Consider the following 14,577-nt stretch of genomic DNA (forward strand, 5'->3'; position numbering starts at 1 on the left):
TTCGTGCCACTAGTTAGTTCATTGTGATAAGGGGAATGAGCACGCGATATGAGGGAGGATGGGTTTTGGGATGAACACAAGGCCCCCACATCACTTACTGAGATACGCTCACTGCATTCCATTCTTTGGACGCCATGGATAAAGACTTCAGCCAACCAGAGTGGAAGTGAAACTGAAGACACGAAAGGGGATTCACGGCCCAAACGCTTCTCGCCAACAACACCGAGTCGAGAGCGCATTATCAAGACGAATCTTCTTAGGTTAGTATACTATACTAATCACCAATGCCCAACACAATCAAACGATCCGGCGATGGCTTGGCTCTCCAGGTCACAAAGCCTGCTCGAGCCGCTGGACTCATTGAGGAGACCGACGACGAACCCACTCGTCTTGCTAACATTCGCGTGTTCACATTCGACGGTCTCCTTCTCGTCGTCGACACTGATCGAATCACTGATGAAAATATCGTCGAGCTCGCGACATCAGCTGCGCTCGATACGGTCTCAATCCACCGAGTTGCAAATGCCTCACTCCAAATCGCGGGGAATGGGTATCAGGTGCAACTCCCCGGTGCTGCAGATGCAGGATTTCACGTCGGTGATCGAGCGCCCTGCACCCCAGCGCCGAATCTGCTCGTGATTGCAGCGGAGGGCTCCGAACGAGTGGCAGCCGATATCGTGACGATTCGGAAAGAGCAGGTCTGAGAGCGAACGGGTAGTGGTTAGTATATTATACTAACCACGTCCCTTTGAGTACGACAGATAACAATCCTCGAGAACGCACCAAAAATAGAGTTCACTGGAGTATCTCAAAGAGAGCTTCCGTCCTCTTCCCAAGCAATCGACGTAAACGGTATACCGATTGAGAAACGACTAGTGGGTATGAGTGACGCTGCGAAAAAGAATCTAGAAAATATGGGCCGAGAATTGCTCAAGCAGTCGCAGCACACACCGCTCGAAGCCCGGATGAAAGCATTCCTCGCCGACCACCAAGCTCCCGATGATCTAAAGAAAGCGCGAGAGCAAATAGCGAAAGGTACACCCATCTCTGATCTCGTCTCTGAAGACCGCGACGAACGTCTCTAATTACAAATGCCGTCTTACTTTTTCGACACCTCTGCTCTCGTGAAGCGCTACTATGACGAACCGGGGACAGACGTAGTTGACGCGATAATCGAACCAGCCGAGAATGACGTACTCATCACCTCACTTGCGGTAATCGAAACCGTCTCTGCGTTTCGTCGAAAGCAGAACCGAGATTCAATCTCCCGCGACGAGGTAGATTCACTCCTTGCAGCGTTTTCGACGAAGCCCTCGCAGATTTCCAGATCGTTCCCCTGGACGAACAGCTGTTCGACTATGCGTTTGAGCTCATTCTTGAGGATGATCTTCGAACACTCGACAGCCTTCAACTCTCGGCTGCACGTGCACTAGCGACCAATGTCGAAGATCTCACGTTCGTTTGTGCGGACAAGAAGCTCGTTGACGTTGCACAATCAAAGGATCTTCCAGCGATCAATCCTACGACAGATGACGTCCAGTGACCGCCGAAAACAGATGGCACGAGCGCTTGCTCGCGGTGGAATGGAAGGCGTCCATGTCCTGAGCCACGAGAGCGCGGCTGAAATCCTCACACCAAAACGACGGGATCTCATTACATACCTCGCCGAGAACGAGGTTGCGTCAGTTCGTGATCTTGCACGACAACTCGATCGCGATAAGGGGCAAGTGAGTCGTGACCTCGAAACGCTAGCCGGCCATGGCGTTGTCAGCTTCGAGACGGATGGGCGTGCGAAGAAACCATATCTGCAGCACGAACACGTTGTTGTTGAGCCGATTGTGTGACATCGCCCCGTCTACATTTCCAATAACTATAAGGGATCAATATTCACAGAAGAATAGTGCTGTCGATTGTACAGAATTCAAACAGATCTCGTGACCACTGACCACCACAGCCACACCATGCAAAATAAAGAAAAGCTCGCGACGGCGATTGGGCTCTATATTCTCGGTGAAATCTCACTCGGGAAAGCCGCAGAGCGCACTGGTGTTACTCGCTGGGAAATGGAGGAAATCCTCCAGGATGCAGGCGTTGAGCTTCGCCTCGGTCCACAAACCAAAGACGATCTTGACGACGAAGTTGACGTTGCACTCGATATTGAATGAGCAAGCCATTCTCTCGCCCTCCTTTCCTTGACGCAACAGTGTTGAGTGACATCCTCACCCGCCCTAAAGGACGGGGGTGCCTACGATGGATCCTGTTTTTCTGACCGATGTCTGACGTAGAACTAAGTTCCATGCAGAACACGGATAATATAGGACACAGGTACCACCCGTATTACCCGTGTCACACGGACAATACACATGACACTTGCAATTTCAATTGCGATGCAAAAGGGCGGCGTCGGGAAGACAACAACCGCACTCAACCTCTCAGGAGCTCTCGCCGATCGAGGGAACGACGTGCTACTGGTTGATGCTGATCCTCAGGGCTACGCAACAAAATCCCTCGGTCTTGGAGATCAATACCTGGTTGACGACATCACGATGTATGATGTCTTCCTTGATGCAAACAATTTCAGCGACGTCAATGAGTTGGTCGTTGAGTATGACGAGTTCGATGTCCTGCCCTCGCATCTTAGAATGTTCAAACTCGAAAAGGAGCTTCACTTCGAACGACGAGCCGAGAAACGGCTGTCGATGATGCTTGCTGAACTCGATACCGACTATGACTACATCATCATAGACTCACCGCCAAATCTTGGCCCGCTCACGGACAATGCAATTATTGCTTCGGAGCACGTGTTGTTCCCGGCACAAGCTCACGAGGCGAGCAAAGACGCGCTCGAAATGCTCTTCGACGAAATAGAATCGATCGAGAGCGAGTTTGGGATTGATATCGTGACAATGGGGGCGGTTGTCAACATGATCACTCGTGACAATATTAACAAAGAGATGATCGACTGGTTCAACACCGCATTCGGTGAAGAACACGTCTTCGAAATCCCAGATCGGGCTGCCCTTCGACGAGCATGGCAGCAAGGGAGATCGATTTTTGGGTATGAAGGTGAGCGACACGAAGAAAAAACGATTGAAGATCTGCAGGACAGGTACAATCAGCTCGCGGATCACGTGGAGGGTTACAGATGACTGAGCAAGTCGACAAAAATGAGGAACTCAGCGACCGATTTAGCACGCGAAGCAAGCCGAAAAATAACACAGAGGATACGGAGAATACGGATGGCGAAGAGGAGACAGGTGAGGAAGACCAGACGGACAACAGAAGCCACACGGAGAATACGGGTGAGAAAGAGAACACAAACAACACAGATGATACGAGTGATGCAGGCCACGCGAATGACATAAGTGAGACAAATAATACGGGTCACACAGGTCACACAGGTCACACAGGAAACCCAGGTAATCAAAGTCACACAAGTGGCCAAAATGAAGTAGGCGAGAGAAATGACGTTGGTGGTACGGGTGATACGGGTCACACGGAGGATACGGGTGATATTGATGATACGGACACCACGGGCCATACGGGTCACACAGGTAGCACGCGGGAACGCACACAGTACGTGATGTACCTGCCAGACGACCTTCAGCAAGAACTCAACGATCTCTATGATCAGTACAACGGACGAAGCCTAGTCAACGGAAACGGCGGTATTGAAAAACACAAGGACTTCCTCGAAGGATTAGTCCGAGCTGGACTCGACAATGAGAACCTCGACGAGTACATCGGTGTGAAAGAGTAGTCGAAGAAAACCTCCAGACATTCACGCGTCGAAGAGATCGGAAACCCGAGCGTTACTTTGCTGCAGCGCATTTTCGACGATCTCCTGCCGAATATCCAGACTATACAGATAGTAACTACCGCCGTGGATACCGTCGTTCCGCTCATCGTGCTTGATGAATCCTTTCAGTCGAAGCTGACTGATACGGTCATGAATCGTGCGGTCAGAGACAATATCCGTGTCGATAAGATTTGCAACGAGTTGGTACCGTTCGTAGATATCCGACCGTTTGCATGGTGTTTTGCCTTCTGCCTCGAGCTGGAGTAAACTGAATAACGTCAGCTGGCTTTGCGTCGGGAGAGATTCGAGTTCGTCCTGCACTTTTCCCTTCTCGATGAGGTCTCGAGCTTCGCGAACGTGGCTTTCGCCGACCTCTGAGTCGTCTCTCGTTCGCGCCAAATCTCCCGCTTTGTATAGCAACTTCAGTGCTTGTCGTGCACTCCCCGATTCTTGCGCCGAAAACGCCGAACACAATGGAATCGTATCACCGTCTAAACAGTCACGGGCCGCGCTCGAACAAGGAGGTGAGGAAGAGCGATAATTACACCGTCGTAATTAACCCTAGAACGTGGGGCGTAAGCTTGCCCCGAAGCGGTTCTGGAGTGCTCCTCCACAGATAACAAGGGGGGCGCAACTTGCGCCCCCCTTCGATGCGGAACGGACGGTCGACTACTGTGGGGTGTAATTACTTTCACTTTTCTCACCGAGCTTTCGAGGTGGAAAATGGTTGGTGAACAGGTCTGGCGTGATTACGCTCCACTTCCGGGTGTTAATTACGACAGTGTAATCTTGGTTTGCATGGCACCGTTACATCAATACCATCCGTCGTTTCTTTGACCGTTAAGAGACAGCGTGTGGTCAGCTATCGGTGAGACGAAAGCCGTCCTCGACCTCATAGAGATGGCCGTGCATATGCAGTCGTTCGATGATATCCGCGGCTGCAGGCTGATTCAGATCGAGCTCCTCAACGAGAATGGCATAGGCTTGCTGCTCGGTGAAGGAGTCGTCATCCGAAACGGAACTTGCGAGGGTGTCGAGTGCTTCTTGGGCGAGTGGTGGCAGTGACGACCCACACACCCCACTATGTCCAGTGTCTCGGCAGAAATGTCCGGGGACAATTCCCGAGAGTACTTCTGAAATGGGGAAAATCTTATTACAACGCGTGTACAATGATTCCGAACGATAACTTTGGCATAAATTAGGAAGTGAATTCTAGAATATAGCGGTGAGTTTTTACTCCTCACCCTATTCTAGTCTTTGAAGACACTGGACATAGTGGGGTGTGTGGGTGGGTCAAGAAGCGGGACAGTGGACACACGAGACACAGTAGACGCGGTGGTTTATTATACCGTATGCTAACGTTTGGTTCAATGGGGCTGTTCGAACCGGACACGAACATCTATCGGAACCGAGATATTCTTCGGGAGGACTACCAACCCGAGAAAATCGTCGGTCGAGACGAAGAACTACAGCAATACGTTTCCGCGCTGCAGCCCGTCATCAATGGCGACCAACCTTCCAACATCTTCCTCTACGGCAAAGCCGGCGTCGGCAAAACCGCCTGTACCGGTTACCTCCTTTCTGAGCTCCAATCAGACGCCGAGGAATACAATGTCGATCTTACTACAATCCGCACAAACTGCGAAGACCTCTCTACAAGCTACCAAGTCGCAATTCAACTCATCAACGAACTTCGCCCACCCACAGAGCACGTCACAACAGGCTACTCTAAACGCCAAATCTACGATATGCTCTGGGACGAACTCGACACGGTTGGCGATACCATCATTATTGTTCTCGATGAAATCGACCACATCAACGACGATTCTATCCTCTATCAAATCCCACGCGCCCGGGCAAATGGAAACCTCACAGAAGCGAAGGTTGGCATTATCGGGATTTCGAACGACTTCAAATTCCGCGAAAGCCTCTCATCAAAGGTCCAATCGAGTCTTTGCGAGAAAGAACTGCAATTCCCTGCCTACGAAGCATCCGAACTCCGTGACATTCTCCGCCAACGAGCCGACATCGCCTTCCACGAAAACGTCGTTCCGGACGCTGTCATCGCAAAATGTGCAGCGTACGGTGCAAAAGACGCAGGTGACGCCCGACAAAGCCTTGACCTCCTCATGGAAACAGGCGACATCGCGGTTGAACATCAAGCCGAACAACTCACTGAAGCATACGTCGACGAAGCACGCGAATCACTCGAAAAAAGCCGTGTCGTCGAGGGAATCAATGGGCTCACCCATCAGGGTCAACTCGTTCTCTACGCCCTATTGATGCTAAATGAAGAAAGTAAAACACCGACACGCGCCCGTGATGTCCAGCCGCAGTAGGAGCTGGTTTGTGAACGCGCTGCAGTTGACCCGCTTGTTCCGCGTCGAATGCGTGACCATCTTGGTGAATTAGCGATGCTGGGAATCGCAAATCGTTCAGAGCGAAACAAAGGAGAGGCGGGTGGCCGATACTACGAGTATGGTCTTGATACGAGCCCTGAACTTCTCTTAGAGGCACTTGAGGAGACAGTCGACATCGTAGGGAAAACCGAGTCAATCCAACAACGGTTCCGTGATCAACTGTAATCCGACACCCCGCTGTGTCCAGTGTCTCTAATATATACACCCCACCATGTCCAGTGTCTTGCATGCGTCAGACACTGGACGCGATGGGGTCTTCTGGAAACTTTCGAGAGCCCATCAGCAGGATGGTGGTCGATGGTCGCTGCATGGGAAGCAAGGGGGGCCACCGTGAGACACTACAGGATCGCTTGACAACTTGGAACGTGATGGCGTCAATGGATTACATCCCCGGTGGCAGCCTTGATCGACCACAGATGGCATCGCTGGAGCAACGCCTCGAGGGCTGCTACCCGCTCGCTGGATGCACTCAATGCATAGAGAAGAAGCTCGTATCGCTTGTTAATTTTAATAAGTATTTACTGGCAGAATTGCGAAGTACTCCAGAATCGACAGTCAGCTCACTAGTGGTTGGACTGTGACGAATTTTATGCCGAGAAAGCGCCTGTTGTTCTGAATACATATATTACCGCTAGGGCGACCAATAGCGAAGTTATTGACCCGACGATATTCGCGGTGTATGTTCCAACAAAGTGTGAGAGAGTAAAATAAAGTACTGCAGGGAGACCCGTCACAGCCAGTAGTACAGCAGCCCCTATCGTGATCGTCTGATCTACATGCTTCGTCGACGAATTATTCATACTCACGATAAGACGACGTGATAAATGAATATTATGTATGGGTGAGGAATTCTTATTTAGCCTCCCGTAAGCACGCTGGAACCATATTTGATTGATTATCGCACAGACAGAAACATAATCGTCTCTCTGGAGTAATCTACAACGCTATTGCCGGTGTCGTCTCATCTTCCGGTGCGTGCAGAAGTTGAGACTGGCTCTCTCAATGCATTCACTCACGGTGTGGGGCTCAAACTTCGTGGGGATATTTCGGGGGGAGATGCTGCTGGGATGCTACCGTAGATGTTCCGAATGACCGTCGAACAGTGAGGTGAACCGTATCAACAGTACAAGCACGATGGCCAGTCCAAGCATGGGGTACTCAACCCTGACGAGCGTCCATTTCACCGTTTCAGAGGCGTTCATAAGGCTGATCAGGACGGTCGCGTAGTCTTCGGGATTTGTGTAGATCAGGATAACCCAGAGATTCTCCAGGGAATCGAAGAGCCGAGAGGAGATCGTCAGGATCATTCCGATCTTCGGTATCAGTACCAGCCTGTCGTGGCTATCCAGCGTGTTCAGGATGATCGAATGGAGTGAGAAAAACAGGAAGAACCCAGCCAGAATAAAGATATAATCGAGGACCGACAGGAGCATAACGTGATCCATGACTGGCTCCAGAGCCTGCAGTATCGTGTCCACTTCCGCCCGGCTCGTCGCGTCTTGCAAATCCGAGGTGGAATAGCCAGACATCTCTATCTGGCGTGTCACCGGGACGAACCCCAGAACAATCACCCCGATAAAGCTACACAACGACACAACGGCTACTATACCATGGGTTTTGGGCGAGACAGCATCCGCATATCGCTCGACAGGCCGAAAGAGTGCATTCAGTCGTTGCATGCAGGAAACAGTTGGTACGCGGTTATTAATGAGGATGGTCACAGAACTCCTCCCAATTGCGCCGGGTATTGTCTGCGGTCGCGGCGACTAGCGAAACCTCATACTGCGACCTACTCCGCTGGCATTGGCGCTTTTCGCCCGCTCCGCGTACCTCGTCGTCTGAAGTCGGTTAGATCGATTTGTCATGCATCGGTGTGTATGACACCCTCTACATCGATGGGTACTGGAATGTGCAGTTAGCCGTCCTAATTGCGGCTGTCTGGGGACTCACTGGCTGGTCACTTTCTCGGTATGTTTCGGTGTGGAAACAAATGGATACTAAAACAAGCATCTTGATGGTTTTTCCCTTCGTAGCTGTCCCTCAATTTGGGATCCATGCTGATCTCCCAATTCCGAGTAATCTCCGGATTGCGCTTTGGTATCTCTTTATGAGTGCCGGGCTCTCGTTTTGGGGTCTCGGTGTTACGACGGTATTTAAAACATCCAACCAATATCAGGAGTCCCTCACTGCGGCCGAGTAGGATGCCGAAATCAAGAAGAATGACAACTGCACCGAGCGCAAACGGAACAATATCGCCGTAGGTTTGACCGAGATAGCCCGCCGTAATCGACGCGAATGCGCCGCCAGCGGCCTCCACCGTCCCAAACCGCCGGTTCAGGCGGAAGGGTAGAACTGCCGACTCGACGTTAGTAACAGCCCCAGGTGAAGAACACGAGTCCGATTTGGAGCGCGCCGAGATCGAGGATGAGCGGAGTGTAGGTGAGTTACATGAAAAGCTGAAGCTGTAGAGGGAGGCTGTACTTGTACACGCTGAATAAATTCATTAAAAATTTCCATTTTATGATCTGGACTTGAAATGGAACATTTATATTCTATCGTTATGAACACGACATTTGTTATGCCCACAGAAACATACGGAATCATTAGTCTACTCCCAGCACTCTTTGCGATCGTTTTGACGCTGGTAAGCCGGCAAGTACTCCTCTCATTATTTACCGGCATCTGGATTGGTGCCACCATATTGATGGGCTGGAATCCCGTTGCGGGGGCAGCACACTCCCTCCAGTTGGTCATCGACAATGTGACTGCATCATTCAATAGTAAACTCCTCCTCTTCACCTTCCTTTCAGGCGCAATGCTCGGGATGATCTTCCTTTCGGGGGGTATGAATGCACTCGCCAGACGTATCATTGCTCGTATCAAGACGCGAAAACAGGCTGCCTTGGGAACGAGCGTCCTAGGAATGCTCATTTTCGTTGACTCCTATGCAAGCACGATGATTACGGGGTCAGTGATGCGTCCAATCACCGACAAGTTCGACATCAGTCGCGAGAAGCTCGCATACTTGCTTGATTCGACTACCTCACCCGTCGTGAGCGTTGCCGTCGTTTCGACGTGGGTCGGCTTTGAAGTCGGTCTTATCAGAGAGCAGTTTACGTCGCTTGGTATCGACCAAAGTGCCTTTGTGGTATTCCTCCAGAGCATCCCGTTTAGATTCTACAGTCTACTTGCTGTTGTACTCGTGTTTATCCTCGTTCTGATGGACTGGGACTTCGGCCCGATGAAGCGCGCCGAGCGCCGCGCGAAAGAAGATGGAAAGGTTCTCAGTGACGATGCTGACCCCCTCCTTGAAACGCGCGAGGAGGACATCGTTACGCCGGACCACGTGGATTCACGCTGGTGGTACTTCGCGGCGCCCATCGTGGTACTTGTCGCTGTCACCGGCTTTGGACTACTCTACTCTGGTGGGTGGCCCGCGAAGGTTCCAATCGAAGCGCTGAAGGGTGCGGCCACTGCCGACGCTATTCTCTGGGGTGTTTTCTCGGCGTGCGCACTACTACTCGCTATTCTCGTAGGACACGCCCGTGTCGAACTTGAAGCCGTGAGTGACGCCATCTTCGAGGGATTTAAAATGGTGATGTTCCCTGTGGCCGTGCTCTCGCTCGCGTGGACCATTGGCTCAGTTAGTGAAGCACTTGGCGTCGGTCCCTATGTCGTTAGCGTTGCCGAGGGCATCATCACACCCGAACTCCTCCCTGCGGTTGTGTTCCTTGCTGCGGCCATTATTTCGTTCTCTATCGGCACCTCATGGGGAACGATGGGAATCATGTTTCCTGTCGCAGTTCCCCTTGCGTACCAACTTGGCGCGCCGCTGCCAGGAGCTATCGGAGCGATCCTCACCGGCTCGCTGTTTGGTGATCATTGTTCACCCATTAGCGACACGACGGTTCTCTCGTCTATGTTCGCCGGGGCTGATCATGTCGATCACGTGAACACGCAGATTCCGTATGCAATTCTCTGTGGTACCGTTGCAACAGGATTATTCCTCGCGAGCGGCTACGGCGTCGGTCCGATTGTTCTCCTTGGGATCGGTGTTACTGGCCTCTTCGTTACCGCGTACTATCTCTCCCAACATTCAGACTTGAGTGTCGGCACTGCGTTCGGATCTTCGTCAGACTAACCGGAACGAATCCTCTATTTCGTATTTGGTTGCATCTCGTATTCTATTAGGATGTAATCAATCTATTGTACAATTATTAAAACTATTGAGTACGAACAGACGCCTGTTTTATTAGCAACTTTGGTCTCACGCTGTTGAAGCGGCTGGAATCGGCTAAGAACTATCAAGACAGTGAACGCTGGGTGAGCAGCGGCAGCTCTAGTTCAAACCATCGCCAATCCGCGAAAGAGTTAGAATAATAACTAGAAATGGCTTTTGAGAGTCAGTGTGAAGCGCTTGCAGACCAGCGAGAAAGCGCAAGCGAAACGGCTCTACCAGCGGGATCAGAACCGGTATGTGACCGATCGGAACCTCCATCTCGGTAGCAACGAGTGGCACAATACGACACTGATCTATCGCCGGAAAGAGGATACCGAGTACATCGATCACCGCCAGTACTCGGTGTTCATGTCGAACGGGGGCGAGAGATATCTCAGCGAGTACGCTTATCGTTGGGAGATTGAAAATGGCTATCGGACTATCAAGCGGTTCATGGCCGCAACAACGTCGAAGAACTTCGTCTTACGGTTTTTCTACTTCGCATTCGCCTGTTTGTTGTACTCGATCTGGCGAGTGGTCGATCTGCTTGTGCAAGTCGCGTTAACCGGTGAGTACCAGCATTCGCCGGTGGTAACGGCCGACAACACGCTCACGCTACTGAAGAAGGCGACGGGAATCGGATAGAAAGTTACTCAGTCAGACCGCACGTTGCATTTCCGAGTGGCGACACTGGTAGTATTTTCGAGAAATCCTTGAAATAGTAATTAAAACAACAAGATTGGGTGTTTGCGAGGCGATCCGAGGCAATTTCTACGTACTGACTCGTCCGAAACCACGCATCACAGGCCTACTAAGCACACTGTAGTCGCAACTTCCAAGCCTGCCAGAAGTTGGAACTAGCTCTCTCAATGCATACGGCTCTCGAACCTTTTTCTGGCTTAGAGTACTCGTCACCCATCATTAGCTTCCTCATTATCGTCGGTCTCACTCCGAACACTCGTCGCGGTGAGCGACGAATCCACCTTCAAAGATGTCCATCGGTCGAGATACCTTCGAAAACACGAATGAGAACAATCTTGAGACCGAAGTTGGGGGTTCTGTTGCTCTCACGAAACTAACCACGCTGCTGGCAGTGAGATTTCGACGAGAGCTACGACAAACCAAGAATTAGACTAGTCTAAATTGCAGTTTTGATAGAAACTACTATATTATTTGCCCTATCAGTGACTAGCCGACGATGGACGACACGAAGCAGTCGCAATCGCAGTACAGTTTCTCACGCAGAAGAGCCATTACTGCCGGTGCAGGACTTCTTGCAACTGGTCTCGCGGGATGCACGAGCAATGGAGATAGCAATGATACCAAACCCACGAGCGGCTCTGGCAATGAGGGTGCGTCTGGAGACGGCTCTGCCGTCGTAGTCGCGTCCTTTTTCAGTTTCTACGACTTCGCACGGAAAATCGTCGACGGGACGCCTATCCAAGTGAAAAATCTCGTCCCAACCGGATTGCACGGTCACGGGTGGGAGCCGAATGCGAGCGTCACGAAAGACATCATCGAAGCGGACGCGTTTCTCCACGTCGGTCCAGGGTTCCAGCCGTGGGCCGACCGAGCGATTCAGACACTTAAAGACGACAATGTCGACACGCAGTTGATCAACGTCCGAAAGGGCGTCGAACTGGTCGATCTCGCGGCAACTCTAGACCCTGAAGAGGAAGGTGTCGGAGAGCAGCAGGGCAAGGACCCGCACTTCTGGCTCGACCCCGACCGAGCGAAGAAATCGGTCGACAACATCGCCGATGGGCTCGCCAAACTCGCGCCCGATCAGGAAAGTGCGCTCCGAGACAATGCCGAGACGTACAAGTCTGATGTCCTCGAACGGATAGATCAGGATTACCTGGCCATCTTTGATGCAGCTGAGCGGGATGTCGTACAGCTGGCTGCCCACAACGCCTTCCAGTACATTGGCGTCAAATACGACGTCCAGATGGTTCCCCTCGTCACCAACCTCGCAGCCAGTGGTGACGTCAAGCCCTCGGACATCGCCGAGGCGAAGGAAGTCATCCAGAAAAACAACATCAACTACATCGCCAACGGCGTCTTCGAGTCGCGGAAACCCGCGAAGCAACTACTCAATGAAACACAGGTCAAGGGGTACTTCCCTGTAACCCCGTACGCAGGCGTCCGGAAAAATTGGGTTCAGAACAACTGGGGATACGAGGAGATCGCCTACAACATCAACATGCCCACGTTCGAGGTCGTACTTGGCAACAAACAGCCCGAAAAGGCCGGACCCGACGGCTGGGCCAACGAGTGGATGAACTTCCAATGAGTACACTGGACATTACAACTCCCACGGCTTCGAAGGCGGCGAGCAGTGCCGAACCAGTCATCGTGCTATCCGACGTTGACTTTGGGTACACGTCTACCCCGGTCGTTGAAGACATCTCACTTCGGATCGACCACGGTGAGTACGCTGCGGTCGTAGGTCCGAACGGATCCGGGAAATCGACGCTGATGAAGTTGATGTTAGGGTTGCTCCGACCGGACGATGGGGCCGCGAGGCTATTTGGCGACCCCTCGCACCAATTCGACGATGGCTCTCTCATCGGCTACGTCGCCCAGCATGCCAGCGCTTCGAAAGAGATGCCGATCACCGTCCGGGAAGTCGTGAAGATGGGACGATTCCCGCATGTCGGCTTCGGACGCCTCTCCAGCGAGGACTGGGACATCGTAGACCGGGCGCTCGACACGGTTGGCATGACGGCGTTCGCCAATCGTCGTGTCACACAGTTGTCTGGCGGCCAGCGCCAGCGAGCGTTCATCGCACGAGCACTCGCCAGCGAGGCCGACCTGCTCGTGCTCGACGAACCGACCGTCGGCGTTGACATGGAATCGGTCGAAGCGTTCTACGACCTCTTGGATTCGCTGAATAGCAACGGTATCACGGTTCTGCTCATCGAACACGACCTGGGCGCGGTCACCAAACACGCCGAACGCGTCATCTGTCTCAACCGCGAGATATACTTCGACGGGCCAGCCAGTGAGTTCGTCGAGAGTGACGCCTTGGCTCGCGCCTTTGGCACCACAGCGAACCTGTTGGGTGGTTCTCAATGACCCACCCACCTATTACTCCGCTTCAAGCGGGACCGTTGGATTCCGTTTTCGGACCACTGTACTGGTTCTTGGAGCTCTGGTCGGGATTCATGTCTTGGCTCGCTGGCGTGACCGGGTTGGAACTGCTCCAGTATGGCTTCATGCATCGGGCGATCTTGGTTGGGCTCTGTATCGGGGTGATGGCTCCCCTGATCGGGACTTTCCTCGTTCACCGTCAGCTGGCGTTGATCGGTGACGCACTCGCACATACCGGATTCGCTGGCGTCGCCGTGGGATTGTTCCTCAACGCCGTCATCGATCTCGGGGTTTCCCCATATCTGACGGCAGTCGTCGTTGCGATGATTGCGGCCCTGTTCATCGAGCTCATTTCGGAGGCGACCGACGCCTATAACGACGTCTCGATGGCCATCGTGCTCTCGACGGGCTTCGCGTTAGGGACGACACTGATTAGCATCAACGCGGGTGGACTTGCTGTCGGCGTGAATCAGTTCCTCTTCGGCAACTTGTCGACGGTCTCGAACGAGAGCGCAGCAATACTGCTGGCGCTGTTCGGTATCATCATCGGCGTGGTCGGGCTCACACGCAACCAGTTGCTGTACGTCACCTTTGACGAAACTGCCGCGGCGGTCTCGGGCCTCTCGGTGAGCTGGTACAATCGAATCATGGTGATGCTGACAGCGATGGTCGTGGTCGGCGCGATGCAGATCATGGGTGTTATCCTCGTCGCCGCTATGCTCGTCGTCCCCGTTGCGGGCGCGAGTCAGGTCGCCCGGAGTTTCAACGAGTCCCTACTCGTGTCGGTCGTGCTTGCCGAACTGGCCGTCATTCTCGGAATTGGAGTATCGTACTATGGCGAGGCGACTGCTGGGGGCGTTATCGTCCTCGTCGCAGTTGCGATTTACGTTATCGCCGTCGTACTCGGAAAGCTCCAGACTGCCTTCGGCGAGGACGCAACCCCTGAGATGGGGAGCATCGACATCGGTGAAACCGAATCGAGTGGGGACTGACGACTGCTCCCCGACCAGAAAGTGAAATAGTGCGAAAATTGACCATTCAATGAT

The 14,577-nt window shown here is 52.6% G+C and carries 15 protein-coding genes and 3 pseudogenes; 13 read left to right on the forward strand and 5 right to left on the reverse strand.

The window, feature by feature from the left end; genetic code table 11:
• Nucleotides 1-284: 284 nt before the first annotated feature.
• The 7 genes from BW974_RS21240 to BW974_RS21270 all read left to right on the forward strand — a co-directional run bounded on the left by BW974_RS21240 (nt 285) and on the right by BW974_RS21270 (nt 3,760).
• On the forward strand, nt 285-704 hold the full coding sequence (locus BW974_RS21240; RefSeq protein ID WP_076432779.1) for a hypothetical protein: 420 nt from the start codon (nt 285-287) through the stop codon (nt 702-704).
• A 177-nt stretch (nt 705-881) separates the two neighbouring features.
• A complete protein-coding gene (locus BW974_RS21245) occupies nt 882-1,085 on the forward strand; it encodes a hypothetical protein (protein ID WP_076432782.1) in 204 nt (67 codons plus the stop codon).
• 6 nt (nt 1,086-1,091) lie between these two features.
• Nucleotides 1,092-1,433, forward strand: coding sequence for a type II toxin-antitoxin system VapC family toxin (locus BW974_RS21250; protein ID WP_245800237.1), 342 nt, complete (start codon nt 1,092-1,094; stop codon nt 1,431-1,433).
• A 96-nt stretch (nt 1,434-1,529) separates the two neighbouring features.
• Nucleotides 1,530-1,844 carry an HVO_A0114 family putative DNA-binding protein gene (locus tag BW974_RS21255; protein WP_245800238.1) on the forward strand — a complete coding sequence of 105 codons (315 nt, stop codon included), beginning with the start codon at nt 1,530-1,532 and terminating at the stop codon, nt 1,842-1,844.
• Between the two features lie 90 nt (nt 1,845-1,934).
• Nucleotides 1,935-2,165 (forward strand): DUF7317 family protein, encoded by a 231-nt coding sequence (locus tag BW974_RS21260; protein WP_076433212.1) that lies wholly within the window; start codon nt 1,935-1,937, stop codon nt 2,163-2,165.
• 198 nt (nt 2,166-2,363) lie between these two features.
• Nucleotides 2,364-3,149: a ParA family protein gene (locus BW974_RS21265; protein ID WP_076432784.1), complete on the forward strand. Its 786-nt coding sequence runs from the start codon at nt 2,364-2,366 to the stop codon at nt 3,147-3,149.
• Complete coding sequence (locus BW974_RS21270) at nt 3,146-3,760, forward strand: DUF8160 family protein (protein ID WP_076432786.1); 615 nt, start codon at nt 3,146-3,148, stop codon at nt 3,758-3,760. The genes BW974_RS21265 and BW974_RS21270 overlap by 4 nt, the downstream gene beginning before the upstream one ends.
• A gap of 21 nt (nt 3,761-3,781) precedes the next feature.
• Here BW974_RS21270 and BW974_RS21275 read toward each other — a convergent pair whose 3' ends face one another.
• From BW974_RS21275 to BW974_RS21280, 3 genes and pseudogenes are all read right to left on the reverse strand, one after another.
• On the reverse strand, nt 3,782-4,120 hold the full coding sequence (locus BW974_RS21275; protein WP_175609774.1) for a hypothetical protein: 339 nt from the start codon (nt 4,118-4,120) through the stop codon (nt 3,782-3,784).
• A gap of 33 nt (nt 4,121-4,153) precedes the next feature.
• A pseudogene (locus BW974_RS27485) lies at nt 4,154-4,291 on the reverse strand (cell division control protein Cdc6); the annotation flags it as partial.
• Nucleotides 4,292-4,657: 366 nt separating this feature from the next.
• Nucleotides 4,658-4,876 (reverse strand): hypothetical protein, encoded by a 219-nt coding sequence (locus BW974_RS21280; protein ID WP_076432790.1) that lies wholly within the window; start codon nt 4,874-4,876, stop codon nt 4,658-4,660.
• A gap of 293 nt (nt 4,877-5,169) precedes the next feature.
• On the opposite strand from BW974_RS21280, the pseudogene BW974_RS21285 reads away from it, so the two are divergent.
• Nucleotides 5,170-6,384 (forward strand): annotated as a pseudogene (locus BW974_RS21285) (orc1/cdc6 family replication initiation protein).
• Between the two features lie 905 nt (nt 6,385-7,289).
• On the opposite strand, the gene BW974_RS21295 reads toward BW974_RS21285, so the two are convergent.
• Together BW974_RS21295 and BW974_RS25045 are read right to left on the reverse strand one after the other, a co-directional pair.
• Nucleotides 7,290-7,940, reverse strand: coding sequence for a hypothetical protein (locus tag BW974_RS21295; RefSeq protein ID WP_245800239.1), 651 nt, complete (start codon nt 7,938-7,940; stop codon nt 7,290-7,292).
• 236 nt (nt 7,941-8,176) lie between these two features.
• Complete coding sequence (locus BW974_RS25045; RefSeq protein ID WP_139328977.1) at nt 8,177-8,536, reverse strand: peptide MFS transporter; 360 nt, start codon at nt 8,534-8,536, stop codon at nt 8,177-8,179.
• Nucleotides 8,537-8,797: 261 nt separating this feature from the next.
• Here BW974_RS25045 and BW974_RS21305 point away from each other — a divergent pair, with 261 nt between their 5' ends.
• The 5 genes and pseudogenes from BW974_RS21305 (at nt 8,798) to BW974_RS21325 (ending at nt 14,523) form a co-directional block, all read left to right on the forward strand.
• Nucleotides 8,798-10,360 carry a Na+/H+ antiporter NhaC family protein gene (locus tag BW974_RS21305; protein WP_076433214.1) on the forward strand — a complete coding sequence of 521 codons (1,563 nt, stop codon included), beginning with the start codon at nt 8,798-8,800 and terminating at the stop codon, nt 10,358-10,360.
• Nucleotides 10,361-10,630: 270 nt separating this feature from the next.
• Nucleotides 10,631-11,083: pseudogene (locus tag BW974_RS21310) on the forward strand (transposase); the annotation flags it as partial.
• A gap of 553 nt (nt 11,084-11,636) precedes the next feature.
• Nucleotides 11,637-12,731 carry a metal ABC transporter substrate-binding protein gene (locus tag BW974_RS21315; RefSeq protein ID WP_076432798.1) on the forward strand — a complete coding sequence of 365 codons (1,095 nt, stop codon included), beginning with the start codon at nt 11,637-11,639 and terminating at the stop codon, nt 12,729-12,731.
• Nucleotides 12,728-13,516 carry a metal ABC transporter ATP-binding protein gene (locus BW974_RS21320; protein WP_076432800.1) on the forward strand — a complete coding sequence of 263 codons (789 nt, stop codon included), beginning with the start codon at nt 12,728-12,730 and terminating at the stop codon, nt 13,514-13,516. The genes BW974_RS21315 and BW974_RS21320 overlap by 4 nt, the downstream gene beginning before the upstream one ends.
• A complete protein-coding gene (locus tag BW974_RS21325; RefSeq protein WP_076432802.1) occupies nt 13,513-14,523 on the forward strand; it encodes a metal ABC transporter permease in 1,011 nt (336 codons plus the stop codon). Before BW974_RS21320 ends, BW974_RS21325 begins: the two co-directional genes overlap by 4 nt.
• Nucleotides 14,524-14,577: the final 54 nt, after the last annotated feature.

The sequence above is a fragment of the Haladaptatus litoreus genome (assembly GCF_900156425.1).
GTDB lineage: Archaea > Halobacteriota > Halobacteria > Halobacteriales > Haladaptataceae > Haladaptatus > Haladaptatus litoreus.